This is a genomic window from Bradyrhizobium sp. Kon10 (assembly GCF_055807395.1).
In genome coordinates, this window is the sequence record NZ_JBVVOZ010000001.1 from 49280 (window position 1) to 72071 (window position 22792).

22 protein-coding genes are annotated in these 22792 nt (G+C 64.7%); 11 read left to right on the forward strand and 11 right to left on the reverse strand.

Annotated features, from left to right (window positions below; genetic code table 11):
- Positions 1–14: 14 nt before the first annotated feature.
- Positions 15–1127, reverse strand: a complete 1113-nt coding sequence (gene ltnD / locus AC0L2O_RS00215) for an L-threonate dehydrogenase (protein WP_473368651.1) — start codon at positions 1125–1127, stop codon at positions 15–17.
- On the opposite strand from ltnD, the gene otnC reads away from it, so the two are divergent.
- Positions 1046–1708, forward strand: coding sequence for a 3-oxo-tetronate 4-phosphate decarboxylase (gene otnC / locus AC0L2O_RS00220; protein ID WP_473368652.1), 663 nt, complete (start codon positions 1046–1048; stop codon positions 1706–1708). The genes ltnD and otnC overlap by 82 nt on opposite strands.
- Positions 1709–1885: 177 nt before the next feature.
- On the opposite strand, the gene AC0L2O_RS00225 is transcribed toward otnC, so the two are convergent.
- The 6 genes from AC0L2O_RS00225 to AC0L2O_RS00250 form a co-directional block, all read right to left on the reverse strand.
- A complete protein-coding gene (locus AC0L2O_RS00225) occupies positions 1886–2590 on the reverse strand; it encodes an ABC transporter ATP-binding protein (RefSeq protein ID WP_473368272.1) in 705 nt (234 codons plus the stop codon).
- Complete coding sequence (locus AC0L2O_RS00230; RefSeq protein ID WP_473368273.1) at positions 2574–3305, reverse strand: ABC transporter ATP-binding protein; 732 nt, start codon at positions 3303–3305, stop codon at positions 2574–2576. The genes AC0L2O_RS00225 and AC0L2O_RS00230 overlap by 17 nt, the downstream gene beginning before the upstream one ends.
- Entirely contained in the window at positions 3302–4285 is a 984-nt protein-coding gene (locus AC0L2O_RS00235; RefSeq protein ID WP_473368274.1) for a branched-chain amino acid ABC transporter permease, read from the reverse strand. The genes AC0L2O_RS00230 and AC0L2O_RS00235 overlap by 4 nt, the downstream gene beginning before the upstream one ends.
- Positions 4285–5118, reverse strand: a complete 834-nt coding sequence (locus AC0L2O_RS00240) for a branched-chain amino acid ABC transporter permease (RefSeq protein WP_369726478.1) — start codon at positions 5116–5118, stop codon at positions 4285–4287. Before AC0L2O_RS00240 ends, AC0L2O_RS00235 begins: the two co-directional genes overlap by 1 nt.
- A 199-nt stretch (positions 5119–5317) precedes the next feature.
- On the reverse strand, positions 5318–6562 hold the full coding sequence (locus tag AC0L2O_RS00245; protein ID WP_369725352.1) for an ABC transporter substrate-binding protein: 1245 nt from the start codon (positions 6560–6562) through the stop codon (positions 5318–5320).
- A 91-nt stretch (positions 6563–6653) separates the two neighbouring features.
- A complete protein-coding gene (locus tag AC0L2O_RS00250; RefSeq protein ID WP_473368275.1) occupies positions 6654–7469 on the reverse strand; it encodes a putative hydro-lyase in 816 nt (271 codons plus the stop codon).
- 120 nt (positions 7470–7589) lie between these two features.
- Between AC0L2O_RS00250 and AC0L2O_RS00255 the strand changes: the two genes are divergently transcribed.
- The 4 genes from AC0L2O_RS00255 (at position 7590) to AC0L2O_RS00270 (ending at position 11883) form a co-directional block, all read left to right on the forward strand.
- Complete coding sequence (locus AC0L2O_RS00255) at positions 7590–8507, forward strand: LysR family transcriptional regulator (RefSeq protein WP_473368276.1); 918 nt, start codon at positions 7590–7592, stop codon at positions 8505–8507.
- A gap of 118 nt (positions 8508–8625) precedes the next feature.
- Complete coding sequence (locus AC0L2O_RS00260; RefSeq protein ID WP_473368277.1) at positions 8626–9876, forward strand: allantoate amidohydrolase; 1251 nt, start codon at positions 8626–8628, stop codon at positions 9874–9876.
- 12 nt (positions 9877–9888) lie between these two features.
- Entirely contained in the window at positions 9889–10800 is a 912-nt protein-coding gene (locus AC0L2O_RS00265; RefSeq protein WP_473368278.1) for an NAD(P)-dependent oxidoreductase, read from the forward strand.
- Between the two features lie 9 nt (positions 10801–10809).
- On the forward strand, positions 10810–11883 hold the full coding sequence (locus tag AC0L2O_RS00270) for a malate/lactate/ureidoglycolate dehydrogenase (RefSeq protein ID WP_473368279.1): 1074 nt from the start codon (positions 10810–10812) through the stop codon (positions 11881–11883).
- Between the two features lie 179 nt (positions 11884–12062).
- Here the strand turns inward: AC0L2O_RS00270 and AC0L2O_RS00275 are convergent, their stop codons facing one another.
- A complete protein-coding gene (locus tag AC0L2O_RS00275; protein ID WP_473368280.1) occupies positions 12063–13136 on the reverse strand; it encodes a tartrate dehydrogenase in 1074 nt (357 codons plus the stop codon).
- Positions 13137–13292: 156 nt separating this feature from the next.
- Between AC0L2O_RS00275 and AC0L2O_RS00280 the strand changes: the two genes are divergently transcribed.
- The gene (locus AC0L2O_RS00280; protein WP_473368281.1) at positions 13293–14069 is read left to right on the forward strand and encodes an SDR family oxidoreductase; all 777 of its coding nucleotides are present in this window, start codon (positions 13293–13295) and stop codon (positions 14067–14069) included.
- A 125-nt stretch (positions 14070–14194) separates the two neighbouring features.
- The gene (locus tag AC0L2O_RS00285; protein WP_473368282.1) at positions 14195–15613 is read left to right on the forward strand and encodes an amidase; all 1419 of its coding nucleotides are present in this window, start codon (positions 14195–14197) and stop codon (positions 15611–15613) included.
- A 185-nt stretch (positions 15614–15798) separates the two neighbouring features.
- On the opposite strand, the gene AC0L2O_RS00290 is transcribed toward AC0L2O_RS00285, so the two are convergent.
- Positions 15799–16905, reverse strand: a complete 1107-nt coding sequence (locus AC0L2O_RS00290; RefSeq protein WP_473368283.1) for an amino acid ABC transporter permease — start codon at positions 16903–16905, stop codon at positions 15799–15801.
- A gap of 2 nt (positions 16906–16907) precedes the next feature.
- Positions 16908–18095 carry an amino acid ABC transporter permease gene (locus tag AC0L2O_RS00295; RefSeq protein ID WP_473368653.1) on the reverse strand — a complete coding sequence of 396 codons (1188 nt, stop codon included), beginning with the start codon at positions 18093–18095 and terminating at the stop codon, positions 16908–16910.
- Positions 18096–18182: 87 nt separating this feature from the next.
- On the opposite strand from AC0L2O_RS00295, the gene AC0L2O_RS00300 reads away from it, so the two are divergent.
- The 4 genes from AC0L2O_RS00300 to AC0L2O_RS00315 all read left to right on the forward strand — a co-directional run bounded on the left by AC0L2O_RS00300 (position 18183) and on the right by AC0L2O_RS00315 (position 22142).
- The gene (locus tag AC0L2O_RS00300; RefSeq protein ID WP_473368284.1) at positions 18183–19055 is read left to right on the forward strand and encodes a MurR/RpiR family transcriptional regulator; all 873 of its coding nucleotides are present in this window, start codon (positions 18183–18185) and stop codon (positions 19053–19055) included.
- A 3-nt stretch (positions 19056–19058) separates the two neighbouring features.
- On the forward strand, positions 19059–20408 hold the full coding sequence (locus AC0L2O_RS00305; RefSeq protein ID WP_473368285.1) for an aspartate aminotransferase family protein: 1350 nt from the start codon (positions 19059–19061) through the stop codon (positions 20406–20408).
- Between the two features lie 12 nt (positions 20409–20420).
- Positions 20421–21434 (forward strand): amino acid ABC transporter substrate-binding protein, encoded by a 1014-nt coding sequence (locus AC0L2O_RS00310; RefSeq protein ID WP_473368286.1) that lies wholly within the window; start codon positions 20421–20423, stop codon positions 21432–21434.
- A gap of 69 nt (positions 21435–21503) precedes the next feature.
- Complete coding sequence (locus AC0L2O_RS00315) at positions 21504–22142, forward strand: aspartate/glutamate racemase family protein (protein WP_473368287.1); 639 nt, start codon at positions 21504–21506, stop codon at positions 22140–22142.
- Here AC0L2O_RS00315 and AC0L2O_RS00320 read toward each other — a convergent pair.
- Positions 22139–22786 (reverse strand): TetR/AcrR family transcriptional regulator, encoded by a 648-nt coding sequence (locus AC0L2O_RS00320; RefSeq protein WP_473368288.1) that lies wholly within the window; start codon positions 22784–22786, stop codon positions 22139–22141. The two genes, AC0L2O_RS00315 and AC0L2O_RS00320, sit on opposite strands and share 4 nt — an antisense overlap.
- Positions 22787–22792: the final 6 nt, after the last annotated feature.

Sequence of the window (22792 nt, forward strand, 5' to 3'; positions counted from 1 at the left end):
GAAAATCCTCTCTTCTATTTGTCGCCTGGCAGCTTGACGCCGGTGACTTGCGCATACATCCGCGCCACCGACGCGTCGTCGTCGCGGCCCATGCCGGCGGCAGACGTCATCAGGAACATCTGGAGGGCCGCAGCCGAGACCGGCACCGGAAATCTGGCGGTGCGCGCCATGTCCTGGATGATGCCGAGATCCTTGACGAAGATTTCGACTGCGCTACGCGGCGTGTAGTCGCCGTCGAGCACGTGCGGCATACGGTTCTCGAACATCCAGGAATTGCCGGCGGACGCCGTGATCACCTCATAGACCTTGCGGATGTCGAGACCCTGCTTGGCCGCGAACGCGATGGCTTCCGAGGCCGCTGCGATGTGCACGCCGGCGAGCAGCTGATTGATCATCTTGAAGGCGGCGCCCTGCCCCGCGGCATCACCCAGCTCGTAGAGCTTCGCCGCCATGGCGTCGAGCGCGGGTCGCGCCTTTGCGAACGCGGCGGGACTGCCGGAGGCGAGGATCGTCAGCTCGCCTTGCGCCGCGCGCTGCGCGCCGCCGGAAATCGGCGCATCGAGATAATGCCGGCCGGTCTCCTCGAGCTGCTTTGCGAGGCGGCGCGCCACATCCGGGTCCATCGTGGCGGAGGATATGAAGACGCTGTCCTTCGGCATGGTCTCGGCTGCGCCGTCCTTGCCGAACAGGATGGTCTCGGTCTGCGCGGCATTGACCACGACGCTGACCACGACATCGGCGCCCTTGGCGGCCTCAGACGGCGTCTTGGCGCCCATGCCACCATCGTTCACGAAGCGCGCCACGGCATCGCCCGACACGTCGCAGCCGGTGACGGCATGGCCCGCACGCTTCAGCGAAGTCGCCATGCCAAAGCCCATCGAGCCGAGCCCGATGACAGCGATGCGCTGATTTTGTAACGTGGAGGCGGACATGCGATTGACCCTTGCGAACGTTTCCTGGACGGCCGCCCTTTGCGGCGGCTCGGCACTCGAATAACACGGCTTGGCCGCGCTGCCAAAGCGTGAGACAAGCGGGCATGACGGCCATGAGCGAGATACGGCTTCGCGAGGATATCTGCCGCTTCGGACGGTCCCTGTTCGAGCGCGGGCTGACGCCGGGCTCCTCAGGCAATATCAGCGTCAGGCTGGACGGCGGCGGCTGGCTGGTGACGCCGACCAACGCCTCGCTCGGCTTCCTCGATCCGGCAAAGCTGTCACGGCTGGACGATCAGGGCCGGCTGATCTCGGGCGATGCCCCGACCAAGGAAGTTCCGCTGCATAGCGCACTTTACGACACGCGCGGAAGCGCGCGGGCGATCGTGCATCTGCATTCCACCCATTCCGTCGCGCTCTCGATGCTGCCCGAGATCGATCCGCGCGCCGCGTTGCCGCCGATGACAGCCTATTATCTGATGAAATGCGGCGCCACCGCGCTCGTGCCCTACTACCGCCCGGGCGATCCCGCTGTCGCGGATGCCATCAAGGGACTCGCGGGGAAATACTCATCCGTGCTGCTCGCCAATCACGGCCCGGTGGTCGCCGGCGATACGCTGGAAGCAGCCGTGTTCGCGACCGAGGAGCTGGAGGAGACCGCGAAGCTGTATCTGCTGCTGCGGGGGGTGAACCCACGGTATCTGTCGCCGGAGCAGGTGGCCGATCTGGTGAAGGTGTTCGGGGTGATGTTGCCTGAGCACGGGCACGAGCATTAGCACCTCGTGAGGAGCGCGACAGTGCTGACCCACTCACCGCTGGATTCCCCGCGAAAGCGGGGAATCCAGTACGCCGCGGCTTCTCTGTATCTCGCTGACGTCTCGGAGTACTGGATCGCCCGATCAAGTCGGGCGATGACACCGAGTGTGTTGCGCGAACGCGACCAACACTTTGCCTTACAGCCCCAGATAAGCCTTACGCACGTCCGGATTGCCTCTGATCTCCGCCGCCGGGCCTTGCATCAGCACGCGGCCGGTTTGCAGGATGTAGGCGCGGTCGGCGATTTCGAGGCACTCGGCCATACGCTGCTCCACGATCAACACGGTCATGCCGGCATCGCGGATCCGCTTCACCGCCTGGAAGATCTCGTCGACCAGCTTCGGCATGATGCCTTGCGACGGCTCATCCAGCATCAACAGCCGCGGGCGCGTCATCAGGGCGCGGCCGATCGCGAGCATCTGCTGCTCGCCGCCGGAGAGTGTTTCGGCGCGCTGCTCCAGGCGTTCGGACAAGCGCGGGAACAGCGTGAAGACGAGATCGAGCGGCTCGTCGCGGTTCGCTTCGCTGCGGTAGAGATAGCTGCCGAGGCGGAGATTGTCGCGCACCGAGAGACGTGGAAACAGGCGGCGGTTTTCCGGCACATAGGCGATGCCGGTGGCCGTGACGTGATGCTGCGCCATGCCGTCGAGGCGCTTGCCGTCGAACGTCACGCTGCCCGAACGCGGGCGCTCGGCGCCGGCGATGGATTTGAGCAACGTCGACTTGCCCGCGCCGTTGGCGCCGGCCACGCAGACGATCTCGCCCTTGGCAACGTCAATCGAGACCGCGGAGATCGCGACCAAGCCTTGATAGGCGGTCGTGACTTCATGCACCGATAGCATGACGATCTCCCAGATATGCGCTGATCACCTTGGGATCGCGGACGACGTCGTTGGGTTTGCCCTCGACCAGCACCTTGCCGAGGTCGAGCACGATGGCGCGGTCGACCAGCGGCATCACAATCTCCATGACGTGCTCGACCATCAGCACGGTGATCCCGGCATCACGCACCTTGCGCACCAGCGCCACACCGGTCTGCGCCTCGGTCGGCGTGAGACCGGTGAGGACCTCGTCGAGCAGCAGCAGTTTCGGTTCGGTCGCAAGCGCACGCGCCACTTCGAGGCGGCGCTTTTCGGCCGGCACGAGATCGCTCGCGAGCACATCGGCGCGGGCGGCAAGGCCGGTGAATTCGAGCACCTCATAGGCCTTGCGGCGGGCCTCGCGCATCACCGTGTTGCGAACAAGTGCACCGACGATGACGTTGTCGATGACCGTCATGGTCTCGAAGCTCTTGACGACCTGGAAGGTGCGCCCGACGCCGCGCTGGCAGCGCTCGGCCGCCGGCATGGCCGTGACATCCACACCGTCGAACCAGATCGAGCCTTGCGTGGGCGGCAACACGCCGGCGATGAGATTGAACAGCGTCGACTTGCCAGCGCCGTTGGGGCCGATCAGGCCGACGATCTCGCCGCGTCCGACCGAGATCGAGACGTCGGAGTTGGCGACGAGGCCGCCGAAACGCTGCCAGACGCCGCGGGTTTCAAGGAGCGCGGTCACCGTGCGGCTGCTTTCTTCTTGAAGTGAGCGAACAGGCCGACGAGGCCTTGCGGCAAAGCTAGCGAGATCAACACAATCAATCCGCCGTAGACGATGAGGTCGACGCCGCGGCCGGAGCCGCCGATATAGGAGCGCGTCAGTTCGGTCATCGGGATCAGGATGGCTGCCCCCAACACGGGACCCCAGAGGGTGCCGATGCCGCCGAGCACGGCCGGCAGCGCCATCAGCAGCGAGAACTGGAAGCCCATCACGCTTTCAGGATCGATATAGGCGAGAAACTGTGCATAGAAGCCGCCGCCGACTGCAACAAGGAAGGCGGAGACCGCCGCCGCGCCCATCTTCGAATTGAACACGACCACGCCGAGGCTCTCGGCAGCTTCCGGATTGTCCTTCACCGCGCGCCACCAAAAACCCCATTTGGAGTCTTCGAGCCACCAGGTGACGAACCAGGCAAGGCTGCACAGCGCCAACGCGAAGTAGAAATACGGCAGCTTGCTGCGCAGGAACTGGAATTTCAGCCAGCTGTCGCCGCGCACGGGAATGGTAATTCCCATCGCAGCCCCCGCCCATTCCCAATTCTGGAACAGCAGCAGCCCGATCTCGGCGATGACGATCGTTGCGATCACGAAATAATGGCCGCGCAGACGGAAGAAGGGATAGCCGAGCACCATGGCGATGACCGCGGCGAACAGTCCGCCCGCAAGCATCCCGAACCAGGGCAGTACACCGAATTTGGTGAACAGGAGCTCGGTGGCGTAGGCACCGATGCCGAAATAAAGCGCGTGTCCCAGCGAAATCTGCCCGCAATAGCCGGACAGGATGTTCCAGCTCTGCGACAACGCCGCATACATCAAGGTCAGGACCAGGATGTTCTGGACGTTGACGTCCTTCACGAACAACGGTGCCAGTGCGGCGAGCGCGGCCAGCACCGCGGCGATGATGAGGTCGCGGCGGCGCCGCGTGGCAAAATGCTTGTCCATCACATCTGCCCGAACAGGCCGCGCGGCCGGATGAAAACGACGAGGAGATAGACGGCGTAGATGCCAACCGACTTCAACGACGGCGGCAGCACCATGGCGGTAACGGCTTCGACCAGGCCGACCATGATGCCGCCGGCAAAGGCGCCGAACACGCTGCCGAAACCACCGAGCGCCACCGTGACATAGGCGATCAGCGCAAAGGACGCGCCGACATCGGGATAGATGTAGAAGAAGCTCGCCATGATCGCGCCGGCGAGACCGACCAGCGCGGCCCCAAGGCCCCAGCCGAGCGCGAACACGCGGTTCTTGTCGATGCCGACCAGCGCCACCGCGCCGGGATCTTCGCGGGTCGCCTCCAGCGCCCGGCCGAAATCGGTGCGGTGGATGAACAAATAAAGCCCGGCGAAGGCCAGGATCGAGACCAGCGCGCCGACAAGCTGCGGCTCCGGCAGGAAGATGCCGGCCACCGAGATGGTTTTGCCGCCGAGCCACGACTGCGGAATGCTGCGGTAGTCCGGCGTGAAGAAGAACTGCGCGAGCCCCCGCATCACGATCGCCAGACCAAAGGTCGAGAAGATCTGCACCATGCCGGCGTTGGCCTTGGCACGCATCGCGAAGCGGACAATCAAGAGATAGACCACCGCTCCAAGCACGAACAGCGCGGCTGCGACCAGCGGCGCCGACAGCAGGGGATCGATGGCGAAGAACGCGAACAGGAAGAAGCTCACATACATCGCGAGCATCAGGAACTCGCCATGGGCGAAGTTCACGACGTCCATCAAGCCGAAGATCAGCGCGAGCCCGACGGCGATCAATCCGTAGAGCAGCCCCATCAGGAGACCGCTCGCGAGGCTCTGGATAATGGCTTGAGCTGTCAAAAGTGCGTCCCCCAAAATACGTCCTCATCCTGAGGAGCGCGCCCCAGCGCGCGTCTCGAAGGATGGCCCCACCCTCGTCCTTCGAGACGCGGGCTACGCCCGCTCCTCAGGATGAGGGCGGGAGCTGCCGTCCGTGCTCCCGCTCTTCGCACCTTTATTTCATCGGCCAGATCGCTTCGGCAATCGCGGCCTGCGGCGGGAAGATGGTGACGAACTTGCCGCCGACATATTGCAGCAACACCGGGTCGGCATCGTTGTTCTGGCCGGCCTCGTCGAACTTGATGCGCTTCCAGGGCATGATGGTCTGCTCGCCCGGGATGTCGGTGGCGGCGAGCGCGTCGCGGATCTTCTCGCCATCGGCCGACTTGGCGCGGCTGATGGCGTCAGCCAGCACGATCAGACCCATGAATTGGCGCGAGGTGAGGTCGTTGAGATCCTTGCCCGACTTCGCCTTGAACATGTCGTTGATCTTGCCGACCATCGGGCGCTTCTGCGCGAGGTCGAGCGAGAAGGTGCCGCGCGAGATCACGCCTTCGAGCTTGTCGCCGACGGCGTCATAGAGCGCCTTTTCGGAGAAGCCGGCGTCCTGCGCCACGATCGCGTTCGGCTTGTAGCCGAGCTCGGCCATGGTCTTGACCAGCAGGATGCCGTCGGTGGTGTAGCTCGAGGGCATCAGCACGTCGGCATTGGCGCTCTTGAGTTGCTGCACTTCGGCCGACAGCGATGGCGAGTTGGCGCGGTACTTGATGTCGGCGAGGATCTTGTAGCCGCGCTCGCCGGCGATCTTGGCCTGGGCGTTGCCGGAATCGGTGCCGAAGATGGTGTCTTCGTGGAACAGCGACAGCGTTTCGATCTTGGTGCCCTTCTTCTTCAAGGCATCGAAGAAGTCGAACATCGCGGCCGAATACATTTCATCGTGCGGGGAGGCGCGGAAGTAATATTTGAGGCCACGGCGATGCAGGCTCGGCGAAGAGTTGTCGGCGGAGACGAACGGGATCTGGTAGCGTTCGCAGATCTGGCTGACCGTGACGGCGACCGCGCTCTGATAGGTGCCGATGACGGCGGAGACCTTTTCCTGCGTGATCAAGCGCTCGGCTTCGGCGCGGCCCTTCTGCGGATCTGACTGGTGATCGGCAAAGACGAGGCGGACCTTGGCGCCACCGAGCCCCGGCAGGCCCTCGCCCTTGGCGAGCGGCAGGTCGAAATCCATGTCCTTGTTGATGACTTCGAGCGCGGTCTCGTAAGCTTTCTGCGCGTCGACGCCCTGCTGGGCGCTGGCGCCGGAGAACGGATAGATGACGCCGATCACGACCTCCGAGGTCTGTGCGCGCGCGGCAAGCGGCATCAGCGCGGCGGTGGCGGTGGCTCCGAGCAGAACGTCGCGGCGGGTGATCGTCATCGGTAAAATCCCCTGTTCCTGAATATTGCGCGTATCGAATGAAGCGATTGGTGGATAGCGTAAAGCCTGAAGAAGCAGCAAACCTTGCCCACTAAATCACGGCCATGGTCCTGTTCTTCAGATCCGTCACCAGCATCAGGCCGGGCGAATGCGTGATCGCGAACGGCACCTTGGCGGCGTTGATCACCGACTGCGGCGTCACCCCGCAGGCCCAGAACACCGGGATCTCGTCATCAGCGACAGGCACGGGATCGCCATAGTCGGGCTTGGCGATGTCCTTGATGCCGATCAGATGCGGATGGCCGAGATGCACGGGCGCGCCGTGGACGGCGGGATAGCGCGAGGTGATCTGCACCGCGCGGATCGCATCCGCCGGCTTGAACGGACGCATCGACACCACCATCGGTCCGGCGAACGGGCCGGCCTCGCCGCAGGCGATGTTGGTGCGGTACATCGGCACGCGCACGTTCTGCTCGATGTGGCGGATCGGCATGCCCTCGTCGAGCAAGGCCTCTTCGAACGAGAACGAGCAGCCGAGCACGAAGGTCACGAGATCGTCGCGCCAGTATTTGGTCACGTCGGTCGGCTCATCCACGACTTCACCGTCGCGCCAGACGCGGTAGCGCGGCACGTCGGTGCGGATATCGAGATCGGCGCCAAGTGCCGGGATGTGCGGGCTGCCGACGTCGGACATGCCGATGATCGGGCACGGTTTCGGATTGAGCTGACAGAAGCGGTGAAAGGCGCTGGCGTAGTCCGCGGGCAGGATTGCCAGATTGCCCTGGACGAAGCCGGGGGCGACACCCGCGGTCGAGCCGACCTGGCCGCCACGATAGGCGAGCCGCGCCTGAAGGCTGGGGAGGGTGTCGGATGTTTCAGTTTGCTGCGCTGCCACCAAAACAGTCATGTGATCGACCTGCCTATAAACTCGACAAAGACAAGCCAACACCAAGCGTGGTATAAAGTCTAATCTTCCTTTCTAATCAAGATCGATAAATATTGTTTATCGCTTAGGAAAATCCTTCCGATGTTGGACTTTAGATCGATCGAGACGTTCCTGTGGGTCGTGAAGCTCGGCAGCTTCCGCGGCGCGGCAGCGCGGCTCAATACGACCCAGCCGGCGATCTCGCAGCGCATCGCCCAGCTCGAACGCGAGATGGGTGTGAGGCTCCTGAACCGCGATCATCGTGTCGCCTCGCCGACGCCGAGCGGGCGGCAAATGATGGTCTATGCGGAGAAGCTGATCGGCCTGCGCGCTCAGATGATCGCCGAGATCGGCGATCGCTCGGCGATGCGCGGCGTGATGCGGCTCGGTGTCGCCGAAACCATCGTGCACACTTGGCTGCCGCGTCTCGTCAAGAGCATGAACGAGGTCTATCCGAACCTGTCGCTGGAGATCGAGGTCGACATCACGCCGAACCTCACCGCGCGCCTGCTCGCGCAGGAGATCGAGCTCGCCTTTGTCGTCGGACCGCTGTCCGCCTCTGGCGTGCATAACCGCGTGCTTGCCGACTACCCGATCGGCTTTCTCGCAAGCCCCTCGCTCGGGCTTGGCCATGGCTCGGTGACGCGGGCCGAGCTTGCACGGTTTCCTATCATCACCTTTCCTCGCAAGACGCGGCCCTACGAGGTCGTGCGCGAAGTGTTCGACCGGCCCGAGTTGCCGCCGATCCGCCTGCACGCGTCCGCCTCGCTTGCGACCGTCATCCACATGGCGGTCGAAGGGCTCGGCATTGCCGTGATCCCGGACGCCATCGTCGAGAAAGAGCTCGCCGACGGACGGCTGCAACTGCTCGACACCGATCTTGAGATCGCGCCGCTGACGTTCACGGCGAGCTGGCTCGCCTCGCCGGACGTCGTCGCGGTGCAGCGCGTCGCAGAGCTTGCATGTCAGATTGCGCAGGGCAGCCTCGCGGTTGACGCGCCCGCGCTGGCGCGTCATTGAAAAAGGCGCCGGACTTTCTTTCGTCATTCCGGGGCTCGCGGAGCGAGAACCCGGAATCTCGAGATTCCGGGTTCGCTGTTCGAGCGCCCCGGAATGACAGCTAAGATGGACTGACCGCATGAGCCGAGCCGCGACCAACCTGCAAATCGATTCCGCCCGCCTCTGGGGCTCCATCCACGAGACTGCGCAGTTTGGCGCGACGGCCAAAGGCGGCGTGCGGCGGCTGACGCTGAGCAGCGAAGACAAGCAGGTGCGCGACTGGTTCCGCAACGCCTGCGAGGACGCCGGGCTCGAGTTTCACGTCGATGTGCTCGGCTCCATGTTCGGCCTGCGCAAGGGACGCGACATGTCGAAGCCGCCCGTCGGCATCGGCTCGCATCTCGACACGCAGCCGACCGGCGGCAAGTATGACGGCATCCTGGGCACGCTCGGCGCGCTGGAAGTGATCCGCACGCTGAACGACGCCGACATCGAGACCGAGGCGCCGATCTGCGTCGTGAACTGGACCAACGAGGAAGGCTCGCGCTTTGCGCCGGCGATGATGGCATCCGCGGCCTATGTCGGCGATTTCACCACCGACGACATCTTGTCGCGCAAGGACATCGATGGCACCACCGTCGGCCAGGCGCTCGACGGCATCGGCTATCGCGGCGACAAGCCGGTCGGGTTCCAAAAGCTCGGCTGCTTCCTCGAGCTGCACATCGAGCAGGGTCCGATTTTGGAGGCCGAAGGCAAGACCATCGGCGTGGTCGATTCCGGCCAGGGCGTGCTCTGGTACGACGGCAAGATCTTTGGGTTCGAGAGCCATGCGGGCTCGACGCCGATGCCGCTGCGGCGCGACGCATTGGCGACGCTCTCCGAGATCGTGCTGGCGATGGAGGCGATTGCAAAGAAGCACGGGCCGAACGCGGTCGGCACCATCGGAGAAGCCGTGATCGCCAACCCCTCGCGCAACGTCATTCCCGGCGAGATCGCCTTCACCATGGATTGCCGCAGCGCGGACGGCGCCATCATGGATGCACTCGATCGCGATCTTCGCGCCGCAATCGCCGAGATCGCCGCGCGGCGCAAGGTCGAGGTCCAGATCGATCTGGTCTGGCGCAAGCCGCCGACGCATTTCGATCCCAAGCTGATCGCAGCGGTCGAGAATGCGGCCAAGACGCTCGGCTATTCCTCCCGCCGCATCACCTCGGGCGCCGGCCACGACGCCTGCAACCTCAACACCGTCATGCCGGCGGCGATGGTGTTCGTCCCCTGCAAGGACGGCATCAGCCACAACGAGCTTGAAGACGCAACGCAACCCGACTGCGCCGCCGGCACCAACGTGCTGATGCACACGGTGCTGGCGATCGCCGGCGTCGCGTCCTGATCGGAGAAAGACATGCGCGGAGTTTTCGTCGACGCCAATGAAGCGCTCGCCGTGATCATGGAGCGGCTGGAGCAGCCCGGTGATCCCAAGGTGCGGATCCACAGGAATCCCGACATCAAGCCCGAGCAATACCCCGAAATCCTCGGTGGCGCCGAGATCGCGATCGTCGATCACACCGCGCTGCCGACCGAGGTCGCGAAGAAATGCACGGGGCTCAAGCACGTCGTGTTCCTCGGCACCGGCGCACGCAGCTACATGAACCCGGAGGAGTTGGCCGAGCTCGGCATCTCCGTGCACCTGATCAAGGGCTATGGCGACACGGCGGTCGCGGAATGTGCGATCGCGCTGATGTGGGCCTCGGCCCGCGTCATCGCGATGATGGATCGCGAGATGCGCGCCGGCAATTGGCTGCGCGAGGACGGCATGCAGCTCACCGGCAAGACGCTCGGCCTGATCGGCTTCGGCGGTATTGCCGCGGAAGTCGCGCGCATTGCCTCGGGCAGCGGCATGAAGGTGATCGCCTGGAACCGCTCGGCGAAGAGCTGCCCGGGGGTCACGTTCACGGATCTCGACACGGTGCTAGGGACAAGCGACGTCGTATCGCTGCATCTGCTGCTCAACGACGAGACGCGCGGCATGATCACGCGCGAGAAGATCGCGAAGATGAAGCCCGGAATCATCCTCATCAACACCGCCCGCGCCGCGGTTGTCGACGAGACCGCGATGATCGATGCGTTGAAGTCCGGCCATATCCGCCATGCCGGCCTCGACGTCTTCAACATCGAGCCGCTACCCGGCGATCATCCGCTGACCAAGCTCCCGAACGTGACATTGTCGGCGCATTCGGCGTTCCGCACGCCGGAGGCGAGCGAGAACCTGATCGAGGCGGCGTGGGTCCACTGCCGCCGGATCGTGAAAGGATAGAAACCAACAATGGGTGATTATCGCACCATCAAGGCCGAAGCGCTCACCGATGCCGTCCGCACCATCGTCAAGGCCGGCGGCTCCAGCGATCGCGAGGCCGAACTGGTATCCACCAATCTCGTCGAGGCCAATCTGAAGGGACACGACTCGCACGGCGTCGGCATGATCCCGCGCTACGTCGAGAGCGTCACTACGGGCGGTCTCGCCGTGAACCAGCACGTCAAGATCGTGCTCGACACCGGTCCGCTTCTCACCCTCGACGGCCTCACCGGCTATGGCCAGGTGATCGGCCATGAAGCGATGGAGCTGGGTGCCGAGCGCGCCAAGCGCAGCGGCGTCTGCGTCGTTGGCCTCTCGAACTCGCATCACATCGGCCGCATCGGCCATTGGGCCGAGCAGTGCATCGCGCACGGGCTGGTCTCGATCCACTTCGTCAACGTACTCTCGCGCCCGATCGTGGCGCCCTGGGGCGGCAGCGACGCGCGCCATGGCACCAATCCGTTCTGCGTCGGCATCCCCCGCGCCGGCAAGGACCCGATCGTGCTTGATTTCGCCACCAGCAAGATCGCGCAAGGCAAGACCCGCGTCGCTCACAACAAGGGCGTCGAACTCGAGCCCGGCATTATCATCGACAATGAAGGCAAGCCCACCACCAATCCGCGCTACACCGTGATCCCGCCGCACGGCGCCATCCTGCCGTTCGGCGAGCACAAGGGCTCGGGGCTGGCGCTGGTGTGCGAAATCCTCGGCGGCGCGCTCTCCGGCGGGCAGGTGGTCAAGGGCCCGTCCGACGGCAAGCACAACGTCCTCAACGGCATGCTCTCGATCATCATCGACCCGCACAAGCTCGGCACCGGCGAAAACCTCGCGCGCGAAGTCGAGAGCTTCGTCGCCTGGCACACCGGCTCGCCGCCCGCCCCCGGCGTCGACAAGGTGAAGATCGCCGGCGAGCCCGAGCGCGAAACCAAGAAGAAGCGCCTGGCCGAAGGCATCCCGGTCGACCCGACGACATGGCGGGATATTTTGGAAGCGGGGAAGAGATTCGGCTTGGATCAGGCCGCGATCGAAAAGATCGCGGGGTAGGCAGAGCGAGACATGCTCGTCTTTCCTTCTCCCCTTGTGGGAGAAGGTGGCGCGAAGCGCCGGATGAGGGGTCTCTATCCACGCTCGCCATAGCAGATTAGATCGCGGAGAGAGACCCCTCACCCGTCTCGCCGCTTTCGCGGCGAGCCACCCTCTCCCACAAGGGGAGAGGGGAAGAACTAATCCACCATCTCCGCGACCGCCTTGCCGCAGGCCGTCGTGTCCGCGTTGCCGCCGAGATCCTTAGTGCGCAACGTGCGTTCGGCCAGCGTGCGCTCGATGGCATCGACGATTGATCGACCGGCTTCCTTCTCGCCCAAATGCTCCAACATCATCGCGCCCGACCAGATTGCACCGATCGGATTGGCAATGCCCTGCCCCGCGATGTCGGGCGCCGAGCCGTGCACCGGCTCGAACACCGACGGGAAATTCCCCTCCGGGTTGATGTTGCCGGACGGCGCGATGCCGATGGTGCCGGTACAGGCGGGGCCGAGGTCCGAGAGAATGTCGCCGAACAGATTGGAGCCGACCACGACGTCGAACCAGTCCGGATGCAGCACGAAATTCGCCGTGAGAATATCGATGTGGTACTTGTCCCACTTCACGTCCGGAAACTTCTTGGCCATCGCCTCCACGCGCTCGTCCCAATAGGGCATGGTGATGGAGATGCCGTTGGACTTGGTCGCCGACGTCAGGTGCTTCTTCGGCCGCGACTGCGCGAGCTCGAAGGCGAATTTCAGGATACGATCGACGCCGACGCGGGTCATCACCGTCTGCTGTGTGACGAACTCGCGATCGGTATCGGGGAACATGCGGCCGCCGACCGAGGAATACTCGCCTTCGGTGTTCTCACGCACCACCCAGAAATCGATGTCGCCGGGCTTGCGGTTCGCCAGCGGCGACGGCACGCCGGGCATCAGCCGCACGGGGCGCAAATTCACATATTGGTCGAACTCGCGGCGGAATTTGATCAGCGAACCCCAGAGCGAGACGTGGTCCGGAATTTTCGCCGGCCAGCCGACTGCGCCAAAATAGATCGCGTCGTGCTTGCCGATCTTCTCTTTCCAATCGTCCGGCATCATCTGGCCGTGCTTCTCGTAATAGTCCCAGGACGAGAAGTCGAAATGATCGAAATGCACGGCAATTCCGTGCTTCTTCGCCGCCGCCTCCAGCACGCGCAGGCCCTCCGGCATCACTTCCTTGCCGATGCCGTCGCCGGGAATGACCGCGATCCGGTATTGTTTCTTGCTCATCGAGAACGTCCTTGCTTCGTCCGGCAGCCGCCGCCTTTTTGACCGCACTGCAATGGACCAAACTCGGTGACAGTGCAACGCTGCACTGCAATGTTGACCGTGGCGCGGCGTACCGCCTAGTGATTTCATTCTGTTCCCATCCTGCGAGTACACCCGATGGATCTGCATCTACGAGGCAAGCGCGTCCTGATCACAGGCGCGTCCAAGGGCATTGGTGCTGCCGCCGCCGAAGCGTTTGCCGAGGAAGGCGCTCATCTCCTGCTCGCCGCCCGCAACGGCGAGCAGCTCAGGGCGCTGGCGGACGGCTTGCGTTCGGCGCACCAGATCGATGCCACGACGAGCATCGTCGACCTGCGCAGGCCCGAGGACCTGGCGCGGCTCGCCAAGGAAGCCGCGGACATCGACATCCTCGTCAACAATGCCGGCGACATTCCCGGCGGCTCCATCGACAAGATCGACGAGGCGACCTGGCGGCATGCCTGGGAGTTGAAAGTGTTCGGTTACATCAATCTCACGCGCATGATCTACGCGCAGATGAAGGCGAAGGGCGGCGGCGTCATCATCAACGACATCGGGGCTGCCGGCGAGAAATTCGACGCCAACTACATCTGCGGCAGCGCCGGCAATGCAGCCCTGATGGCGTTTACGCGCGCGCTCGGCGGAAAGAGCCTCGCCGACAACATCCGCGTGGTCGGCATCAATCCCGGCCCTGTGGGCACCGATCGCCACGTGACGCTGCTCAAGACGCGCGCCCAGCACCAATTCGGCGACGAGAGCCGCTACAGGGAATTCCAGAAGGGCCTGCCGCTCGGCCGCCCCGCGCATGCACGCGAGATCGGTGACCTCATGGCGTTCCTTGCCTCGGATCGCGCCGGCTATACGTCCGGGGTCATCTATACCGTGGATGGCGGCATCAGCGCGGGATGGGGTTGATTGCTCCGAGATTATTTAGACGCCGTCGTTCCGGGGCGATGCGAAGCATCGAACCCGGAACCTCGAGATTCCGGGTTCGCCCTTCGGTCGCCCCGGAATGACAGTCCAGAGCTAGGAGTAAACACTTGTCTCAAGAGTTGATCCGCGCAACCGCGTGCACCATTGTCGACAAGCTGCGATCCGGAGATGTCTCGCCGCTCGAGCTTCTGGATGTGCTGGAGCAGCGCATCGTCGAGGTCGACGGCAAGGTGAACGCGCTGCCCACGCTATGCTTCGATCGCGCCCGGACCCATGCGAGAGCGTTGATGCAGAAGCCGGCCGGCGCGCGCGGACTGCTTGCGGGTCTGCCGGTGCCGATCAAGGATCTGACCGATGTCGCCGGTGTGCTGAACACGCAGGGCTCGCCGATCTTCAGGGATAACATCCCCGCAAAGTCGGACCTCATGGTCGAGAACCTCGAGGCCAACGGCGCGGTCATCTACGCAAAATCAAACACGCCGGAATTCGGTGCCGGCGCCAACACCTTCAACGAGGTGTTCGGCGCAACGCTCAATCCCTGGGACACATCCAGATCGGCGGCCGGCTCTTCGGGCGGCGCCGCGGTGGCGTTGGCGACCGGCATGGCCTGGCTCGCGCACGGCTCGGACATGGGCGGCAGCCTGCGCAGCCCCGCGAGCTTCTGCGGCGTCGTAGGCATGCGGCCGAGCATCGGCCGCGTCGCGCACACGCCGAAATCGGCGGTCGATCGCAACCTCGGCGTCCAGGGCCCGATGGCACGCAACGTCGAGGACCTCGCGCTGCTGCTCGACGCCATGAGCGGTGACTATGCCGCCGATCCGCTGTCGTTGCCGGCGCCTTTGACCTCGTTCCTGTCGGCGGCGCAATCGGGCAAGAAGCCCAAGCGCATCGCCTATTCGCCGGATCTCGGCATCACCCCGGTCGATCCCGAAGTAAAGGCGATCACGCGCAAAGCGGCGCAGCGCTTCGCGGACGCCGGCGCGATCGTCGAGGAAGCGCATCCGGATTGGCGCGAGGCACATGAATGCTTCCACGTGCTGCGCGCCTTCGATTTCGCGATCAGCAAGGCGAATCTCCTGCGCACCAAGCGCGACCTGCTCAAGCCGGAGGTGATCTGGAACATCGAGGAGGGCCTTAAGCTGACGATCGAGCAGATCGAGCGCGCCGAAGCGCAGCGCGTCGGGATGACCGCGCGCGCGATCGAGTTCTTCAAGACCTACGATCTGCTGCTGGTGCCGACCACGATCGTGCCGCCGTTCCCGATCGAGCACCGCTATGTCGCCGAATGCGCCGGCAAGAGGTTCGAGAACTACGTCGAGTGGCTCGGCATCGTCTACGCCATCACGCTGGCCTGCTGCCCGGCTCTGTCGTTGCCCTGCGGCTTCACGGAGTCAGGCCTGCCGGTCGGCGTGCAGGTGGTCGGCGCGCCGCGCGCAGATGCGCAGGTCATCGCGGGCGCAAAGGTGTTGGAAGATATTCTGGGTCTGAGTGGCACTACGCCGATCGATCCGAAGGTGAAGAAGTAAGGCGATCTACGCCGCGCGCTCGGTAGTTGCCCTCTCCCCTTGTGGGAGAGGGTGGCTCGCCGCATAGCGGCGAGACGGGTGAGGGGTATCCCTCCGCGCGCGAACTCGCAGAAGAATCCGCTGAAACAATCCCTCATCCGGCGCTTCGCGCCACCTTCTCCCACAAGGGGAGAAGGGAAGAGACGTCACCTTTCGCTCGTCGCCTCGAGGCTCCGGCTATAGCGCGACATCGCGAAGCAGAAGGCGAAATAGATCGCGGCGACGAAGATGTAGACTTCCACCGAAAACTGCTGCCAGCCTGGATCGATGATCGCAGTCTTGGCCGTCGTGAGCAGGTCGAAGATGCCGATGATCAGGACGAGGCTGGTATCCTTGAAGAAGGCGATGAAGGTGTTGACCAGCGGTGGAATGACGTGACGGATCGCCTGCGGCAGGATGATCAGCCGGTGCTTGCGCCAGTAGGATAGTCCGAGTGCGTCCGCCGCCTCATATTGCCCGCGCGGCACGGCCTGCAGCCCGCCGCGGATGACTTCGGCGAGATAGGCTCCCGCGAACAGGATGATCGCGACCTGCGCGCGCAGGAGCTTGTCGATGTTGAATCCGCTGGGCATGAACAGCGGAAACATCACGCTGGCCATGAACAACAGGCTGACCAGCGGCACGCCGCGGATTAGCTCCACATAGATCACCGAGAGCGAACGGATCGCCGGCAGTTTCGAACGCCGGCCCAGCGCGACCAGCACGCCGAGCGGAAAGCCAAACGCCAATCCGAAGGTCGCGAGAATCAGCGTCACCGGCAATCCGCCCCATCGATCCTGCGAGACGAAGGGCAAGCCGAGCACGCCGCCCCACATCAGCAAGCTGATCAGCGCCAGCGCGCCGATCCAGAGAAAAGCGAGCTCGCGGCGCCACCAGGCTGGGCGGGTGGAGAGATAGAACAGCGCGATGAACAGCAGCACGGATAGCGCCGGTCGCCACTGCGCGTCGAACGGATAGGTGCCGAACAGGATGAAGCGGTACTTTTCGGGGATGATCGCCCAGCAGGCGCCAAGACCACGCGCGGCACGACAGGCGCTCGAATCATTTGCCGGTGTCAGCCAGACCGCGTTCGCGATGCCCCACTGCGCAAAGCCGACGGCGCCCTTCACAAGGACCGCCAGCAACACGACGGTGATGAGGCCGTTCGGGATCGACGAGAACAGGTTGGTGCGCAGCCAGCGCAGCACCGGGTTGCCCATTTGCGGACGGCGGGCGGCCCGCGGTGCCTCCGGAATATCCGTGATCGCCGTCATGCTCAGCGCTCCACCAGGGCGATGCGCGAATTGTACCAATTCATGAAGAAACTGATGCCGAGACTGATGGTGAGGAAGACGGCCATGATCAGCGCGATCGCCTCGATCGCCTGGCCAGTCTGGTTCAGCGTGGTGTTGGCAATCGAGACCACGTCCTGGTAGCCGATCGCCACCGCGAGCGAGGAGTTCTTGGTCAGGTTGAGATACTGGCTCGTCATCGGCGGCACGATCACGCGCAGCGCCTGGGGCAAGATGATCTGCCGCAGCATGAAGCTGCGGCGCAACCCGAGCGCCTTGGCGGCATCCCACTGGCCGCGGGACACCGATTGGATGCCGCTGCGCACGATCTCCGCGACAAAGGCCGAGGTGTAGGTGACGAGCGCGATCAGCAACGCAAAATATTCAGGCGAGAGCGTCAGCCCGCCGATGAAGTTGAAGCCGCGCAACTCGGGCCATTCGATCGTCCAGGATACGCCCAGCGCCAACGACACTGCCCCCGGCAGCAGGACGATGAAGCCCAGCGCAAAGGGCCAGGCCGGCCGAGGCCTGCCATCACGCATCTGCTGCGCGATCAGCCATCGCTGCACGACGTAGAATACGGCCACCCCCAGCGCGGCCGCGCCAAGCACGCAGAGCTGCGGCGCTCCGACCGGGACCGCAGGCAGAATCAGGCCACGATTGGAGAGGAACACGCCCTCGACCGGCCGCCACGCCCCACGCGCGGCCGGCAAGCCCTGCATCAGGACGTACCAGAACAGGAGTTGCAGCAGCAACGGAATGTCGCGCAGCACCTCGACATAGACGGCGGCGAATCGGGAGAGCAGCCAATTGGCCGACAGCCGCGAGATGCCGATCAGCGTGCCCAGAATCGTCGCAAGCACGATACCGACCACCGCGACACGCAAAGTGTTCGCGACGCCGACGACGAAGGCCCAGAGATAAGAATCCCTTGGATTGTAGGCGAGCAGGCTGTCCGCGATAGGCATGCCGGCCTCGCGGCCGAGAAAGGCGAAACCGGTCGTGATGCGGCGAGCCGAGAGGTTGGTGACGGTATTCGACCAGAGGAACGCGATGACCGCGAACGCGATCCCGACGACCACGACTTGCCAGAACACGCCCTTCAACCCATTCGGTCCGAGCGCGGCAAAGAGCCGGCGGCGCGGCGGCGGCCTGGGATTATCGCTGGTCACAGCACAAAAATCCTTCTCGAACACGGTGATTTCCGGCAGCGCACGTCAAGTGTTGCACCGATCTTCAGTTCGTGCAACAAATGTTTCATGGCCGAGCCCGCGAAATCCTCGCCGTTGAGCGAACTGCGCATTGCATTGCCGTCGCTTCCGATGCGGCTGCAGGAGGTCGGACGCTTCGTCGCCGCCAATGATTACGATGCCACCACCCGTTCGATGCGCGATCTCGCCGCGGAAGCCGGCGCCGATCCTGCCGCGTTCACGCGCCTTGCAAAGGCGATCGGCTATTCCGGCTGGGATGAATTGCGTGCCGCGCTGACCGAGGCACGCCGGCCGTCGCCGATCTCGCCTTTCTCCGGCCGGGCCAAGGGCCGCCGCCATGGCCCGAATGCCGATGTTGCGCTCGTTACCGAGAAGCTCAACGCAGAGGCCGCCGGTCTGCCGCGCATCACGGCCGAGCCGATCGCGGACGCGGCTCGCGCGCTGCACGACGCCATGCGGATCTGGATCGCCGGCTATCGAAGCTGCCGCAGCGTCGCGGAACTGCTGAACTATGAGCTGCGGCTGTTCCGCCCCGAACACGTGCAGATCGTCGGCGTGTCCGGGCCGGACGATCTCGATCTCGGCGCGTTCCGTCCCCGCGAGGCCGTGATTGTCATCGGCTTCATGCCATACACCAACGCCAGCGTCCGGGTCGCACAGGCCGCCTATCGCGCCGGCGCGACGCTGATTGCGATCGCGGACAGCGTGACCGCGCCGATGGCGGAAGGCGCGGATCATGTGTTGCTGTTCGAAGCGGCGTCCTCTCCCGGCTTCTTCCCGAGCCTTACCGGTGCGCTCGCGATTGCGCAGTCGCTGGCCGCGGTGACGTTCTCGCTCGGCGGCGCGGCCGCGAAGAAGCGCCTCCAGGCTACCGAGGCGCGGCTCGCCGCGGCTTCCACCTACGTCTCTGAGAAAGGTTGACCCATGGCCGCCCGCACTAGCCGCGTGCTGCACCGTTCGTTGCGGGAGACCCCGCCCAAGGCGATCGGCGGTGAAGGGGTTTATCTCTTTGCCGAGGACGGACGCCGCGTGATCGACGCTTCGGGGGGCGCGGCAGTCTCATGCCTGGGCCATCAGCATCCGCGCGTGATCGCGGCGATGGCGAAGCAGGCCTCGACGCTGGCCTATGCGCACACCGCCTTCTTCTCCTCCGAGCCGGCCGAAGCGCTGGCCGAGACGCTGGTCGGCCATGAGCCCGGCGGTCTCGCCTACGCCTATTTCGTCAGCGGCGGATCAGAGGCGATCGAGGCCAGCATCAAGCTGGCGCGGCAATATTTCATCGAGCGTGGAGAGCCGCAACGGCAGCACTTCATCGCACGGCGGCAGAGCTATCACGGCAACACGCTTGGCGCGCTCGCCGCTGGCGGCAACGCCTGGCGTCGCGCGCCTTATGCGCCACTGCTCTCGACAGCCTTCAGCCACGTCACGCCGGCCTTCGCATATCACGAGAAGCGCGACGGCGAATCGGACGCGCAGTTCGTGGCACGACTTGCAGCGGAGCTCGAAGCTGAGTTTCAGCGGCTTGGTCCCGAGACCGTCGCTGCGTTCCTCGCAGAACCCGTCGTCGGCGCGACCGCCGGCGCCGTGACTGCACCGGACGGCTATTTCAAGGCAGTGCGCGAAATCTGCGACCGGCATGGCGCGCTCCTGATCCTCGACGAGGTCATGTGCGGCATGGGCCGCACCGGTACCATGCATGCCTGGCAGCAGGAAGGCGTCGCGCCGGACATCCAGGCGATCGCAAAGGGGCTCGGCGGCGGCTACCAGCCCATCGGCGCGATGCTTGCGAGCGGCAAGATCATCGACACGATCCGCGTCGGTTCAGGCGCATTCCAGCACGGCCACACATACATGGCGCATCCGCTCGCCTGCGCGGCCGCGCTCGCGGTGCAGGATGTGATCCGCGAGGATGGCCTGCTTGATCAGGTCAAGCAGCGCGGCAGGCAGCTCGAGCAGCGGCTTACGGATCGTTTCGGCAATCACCGGCATATCGGCGATATCAGGGGCCGCGGCCTGTTCTGGGCGATCGAGCTTGTCGCCGACCGCGCCAGCCGCACCTCGTTCGATCCCGCGCTCAAGCTCAATCAGAAGATCAAGACGGAGGCCCTTGCCAACGGGCTCGGCTGCTATCCCGGCGGCGGCACCGTGGACGGTGTCCGCGGCGACCATGTGCTGCTGGCGCCGCCCTATATCGCTTCGGCTGACGAGATCGACCTGATCGTCGAGAAACTCGGCACGGCCGTCGACAACGTGTTGCGTAGTGTCAATCACTGAGGGGAGAGTATCATGATGAGGAAAGTGGTTATCGCGGCAGGTGCGCTCGCGGCATCGACGGTTGTTGCGTCGGCGACGACGCTCGAGACGGTGAAGAACCGCGGCACGCTGGTGTGCGGCGTCAGCGCCGGCTTTGCCGGCTTCTCCGCACCGGACTCGCAGGGCAATTACAAGGGTCTCGACGTGGACTATTGCCGGGCGCTCGCGGCCGGCGTACTCGGCGACCCCAACAAGGTGCGCTACGTCTCGCTGACGGCGCAGAACCGATTCACGGCGCTGCAATCGGGCGAGATCGACGTGCTCTACCGCAACTCGACCCAGACCTATTTGCGCGGCGTGACGCTGGGCCTGCGCCAGGGCCCGATCAATTTCTATGATGGCCAGGGCTTTGTGGTGAAGAAGGACCTCGGCGTGAAGGAGCTGAAAGACCTCAAGGGCGCCACCGTCTGCGTCGCGCAGGGCACCACGCATGAGGTCACGCTCGGCGATTACGGCCGCGCCAACGGCATCGACTGGAAGCCGCTGGTGTTCGACCGGGTCGACACCATGTACCAGACCTTCTTCGGCGGCCGCTGCGACGCCATGACCCAGGACGCCTCCGCACTTGCGGGCGCGGTGACGACCGCGGCGCCGAACCCGGCCGAGTACGTCGTGCTGCCGCAGACCATCAGCAAGGAGCCGCTCGGGCCATTCACCCGCAACGGCGACGAGGTCTGGAGCGACATCATCACCTGGCTGCATTACGGATTGATCGAGGCCGAAGAGCTCGGCGTGACGCAAGCCAATGTCGACGACATGGCGAAGTCGCAGACGCCCGCGGTGCAGCGCCTGCTCGGCGTCTCCGGCGATCTCGGCTCGCGGCTTGGGCTCGACAACAAATGGCTGGTCACGGCGATCAAGGCGACCGGCAATTACGGCGAGATCTTTGAGCGCAACGTCGGCAAGGCGAGCCCCCTCAAGCTCGAGCGCGGCCTCAACGGTCTCTGGAGCAAGGGCGGCTTGATGTACGCGGTGCCGTTCAAGTAAAAGGTCGGCGCGGTTTTCACCTCTCCCTGTAAAAACAGGGAGAGGGAGAAGAGGCAGCAACCGAACCCCATGCGCATCGCTCTGATCCACGCCCTCAAGCACTCCATCGCGCCGATCGAGGCTGCGTTCGCAACGGCCTGGCCGCAGGCGCGGCTGATGAACCTGCTTGATGACAGCCTGTCGGCGGATCTGGCGCGGGACGGCGCGCTTACCGGCGCCATGACCGAGCGCTTTCTCGCACTCGGCAATTATGCGGTCGCGACGGGCGCGAACGCGATCCTGTTCACCTGCTCGGCGTTCGGTCCCTGCATCGAGGCGGTCGCGGCCGCGCATGCGCCGATGCCGGTGCTGAAGCCGAACGAGGCCATGATCGAGCAGGCCGTGACGATGGGCAAGCGGATCGGCCTGCTCTCGACCTTCCCGCCGACGCTGGTGTCGATGCCGCCGGAATTTCCCGCCTCCGTCCAGGTCGTGCCGAAACTTGCCGACGGCGCGCTGGCGGCGCTCGATCGTGGCGACCGCGCCACACATGACCGGTTGATTGCGGAAGCATCGCAGGAGTTGCGCGATTGCGACGTCGTCGCGCTCGCGCAATTCAGCATCGCGGCCACCGCGCCGCTGGTTGCGGAGGCGACCGGCCGCCCCGTCGTGACCACGCCGGACAGCGCAGTGCAAAAGCTGATGAAGCTTCTCTCAACGAAGCCCTAAGCGCGAGCCTTTGCCTTACGGCGCGCGTTCTTGATCGCAACCGCCAGCGCCGTCTTCGTCTCATTGACGAAATCCTCGACCAGCTCCTCGCGCGTGGCATGCGCGGCCTCGCCGGTGAACAGGCCCTGCTCGGCCAACGTCACCACGCCATGCAAGGCCGCCCAGATCTTGAGCGCGTGCCGCTCACGCAGATAACCGACCGCCGGCGCCTCCAGCGCCTCGATCACCAGCGCGAAGGTCTCGCGTGTGGCCTCGTGCAGCTCGCTGTCCTTGGCCGCGCACGAGACCGTGCGCGAGGCGAACATCAACCGGTAGATGCCGTTGCGCCGCAGCCCGAACTCGAGCGTCGCTTGCGCCAGTCGCGACAATTTTGACTGCTTCGACGGCTTCGCCATCGCCTCCCGCAAAATCGTGCTGAGTTGCCGGAAGGCGTGCGCGGTCACCGCCGCAAGCAAAGCCTCGCGGTCGGCGAAATGCCGGTATGGCGCCGGCTGCGAGACACCGAGCTGCTTTGCCAGTGCCTTGATGCTGATCGCCTCCGCCCCGCCCTGCTCCGCCTCGCGCAGCGCGGCCTTGATCAGGGCGTCGCGGAGATCGCCGTGGTGGTAAGTGTGCTGCGGCTTGCGGGCAAGTTGTGGGCGCATGTTGCG

Coding starts and splice junctions, on each gene's coding strand:
- otnC (WP_473368652.1), top strand. CDS start 1,046: ATGAGCGAGATACGGCTTCGCGAGGATATCTGCCGCTTCGGACGGTCC.
- AC0L2O_RS00225 (WP_473368272.1), bottom strand. CDS start 2,590: ATGCTATCGGTGCATGAAGTCACGACCGCCTATCAAGGCTTGGTCGCG.
- AC0L2O_RS00235 (WP_473368274.1), bottom strand. CDS start 4,285: ATGGACAAGCATTTTGCCACGCGGCGCCGCCGCGACCTCATCATCGCC.
- AC0L2O_RS00240 (WP_369726478.1), bottom strand. CDS start 5,118: ATGGGGCTGCTCTACGGATTGATCGCCGTCGGGCTCGCGCTGATCTTC.
- AC0L2O_RS00245 (WP_369725352.1), bottom strand. CDS start 6,562: ATGACGATCACCCGCCGCGACGTTCTGCTCGGAGCCACCGCCACCGCC.
- AC0L2O_RS00250 (WP_473368275.1), bottom strand. CDS start 7,469: ATGACTGTTTTGGTGGCAGCGCAGCAAACTGAAACATCCGACACCCTC.
- AC0L2O_RS00255 (WP_473368276.1), top strand. CDS start 7,590: ATGTTGGACTTTAGATCGATCGAGACGTTCCTGTGGGTCGTGAAGCTC.
- AC0L2O_RS00260 (WP_473368277.1), top strand. CDS start 8,626: ATGAGCCGAGCCGCGACCAACCTGCAAATCGATTCCGCCCGCCTCTGG.
- AC0L2O_RS00265 (WP_473368278.1), top strand. CDS start 9,889: ATGCGCGGAGTTTTCGTCGACGCCAATGAAGCGCTCGCCGTGATCATG.
- AC0L2O_RS00270 (WP_473368279.1), top strand. CDS start 10,810: ATGGGTGATTATCGCACCATCAAGGCCGAAGCGCTCACCGATGCCGTC.
- AC0L2O_RS00275 (WP_473368280.1), bottom strand. CDS start 13,136: ATGAGCAAGAAACAATACCGGATCGCGGTCATTCCCGGCGACGGCATC.
- AC0L2O_RS00280 (WP_473368281.1), top strand. CDS start 13,293: ATGGATCTGCATCTACGAGGCAAGCGCGTCCTGATCACAGGCGCGTCC.
- AC0L2O_RS00290 (WP_473368283.1), bottom strand. CDS start 16,905: ATGACGGCGATCACGGATATTCCGGAGGCACCGCGGGCCGCCCGCCGT.
- AC0L2O_RS00300 (WP_473368284.1), top strand. CDS start 18,183: ATGGCCGAGCCCGCGAAATCCTCGCCGTTGAGCGAACTGCGCATTGCA.
- AC0L2O_RS00305 (WP_473368285.1), top strand. CDS start 19,059: ATGGCCGCCCGCACTAGCCGCGTGCTGCACCGTTCGTTGCGGGAGACC.
- AC0L2O_RS00310 (WP_473368286.1), top strand. CDS start 20,421: ATGATGAGGAAAGTGGTTATCGCGGCAGGTGCGCTCGCGGCATCGACG.
- AC0L2O_RS00315 (WP_473368287.1), top strand. CDS start 21,504: ATGCGCATCGCTCTGATCCACGCCCTCAAGCACTCCATCGCGCCGATC.
- AC0L2O_RS00320 (WP_473368288.1), bottom strand. CDS start 22,786: ATGCGCCCACAACTTGCCCGCAAGCCGCAGCACACTTACCACCACGGC.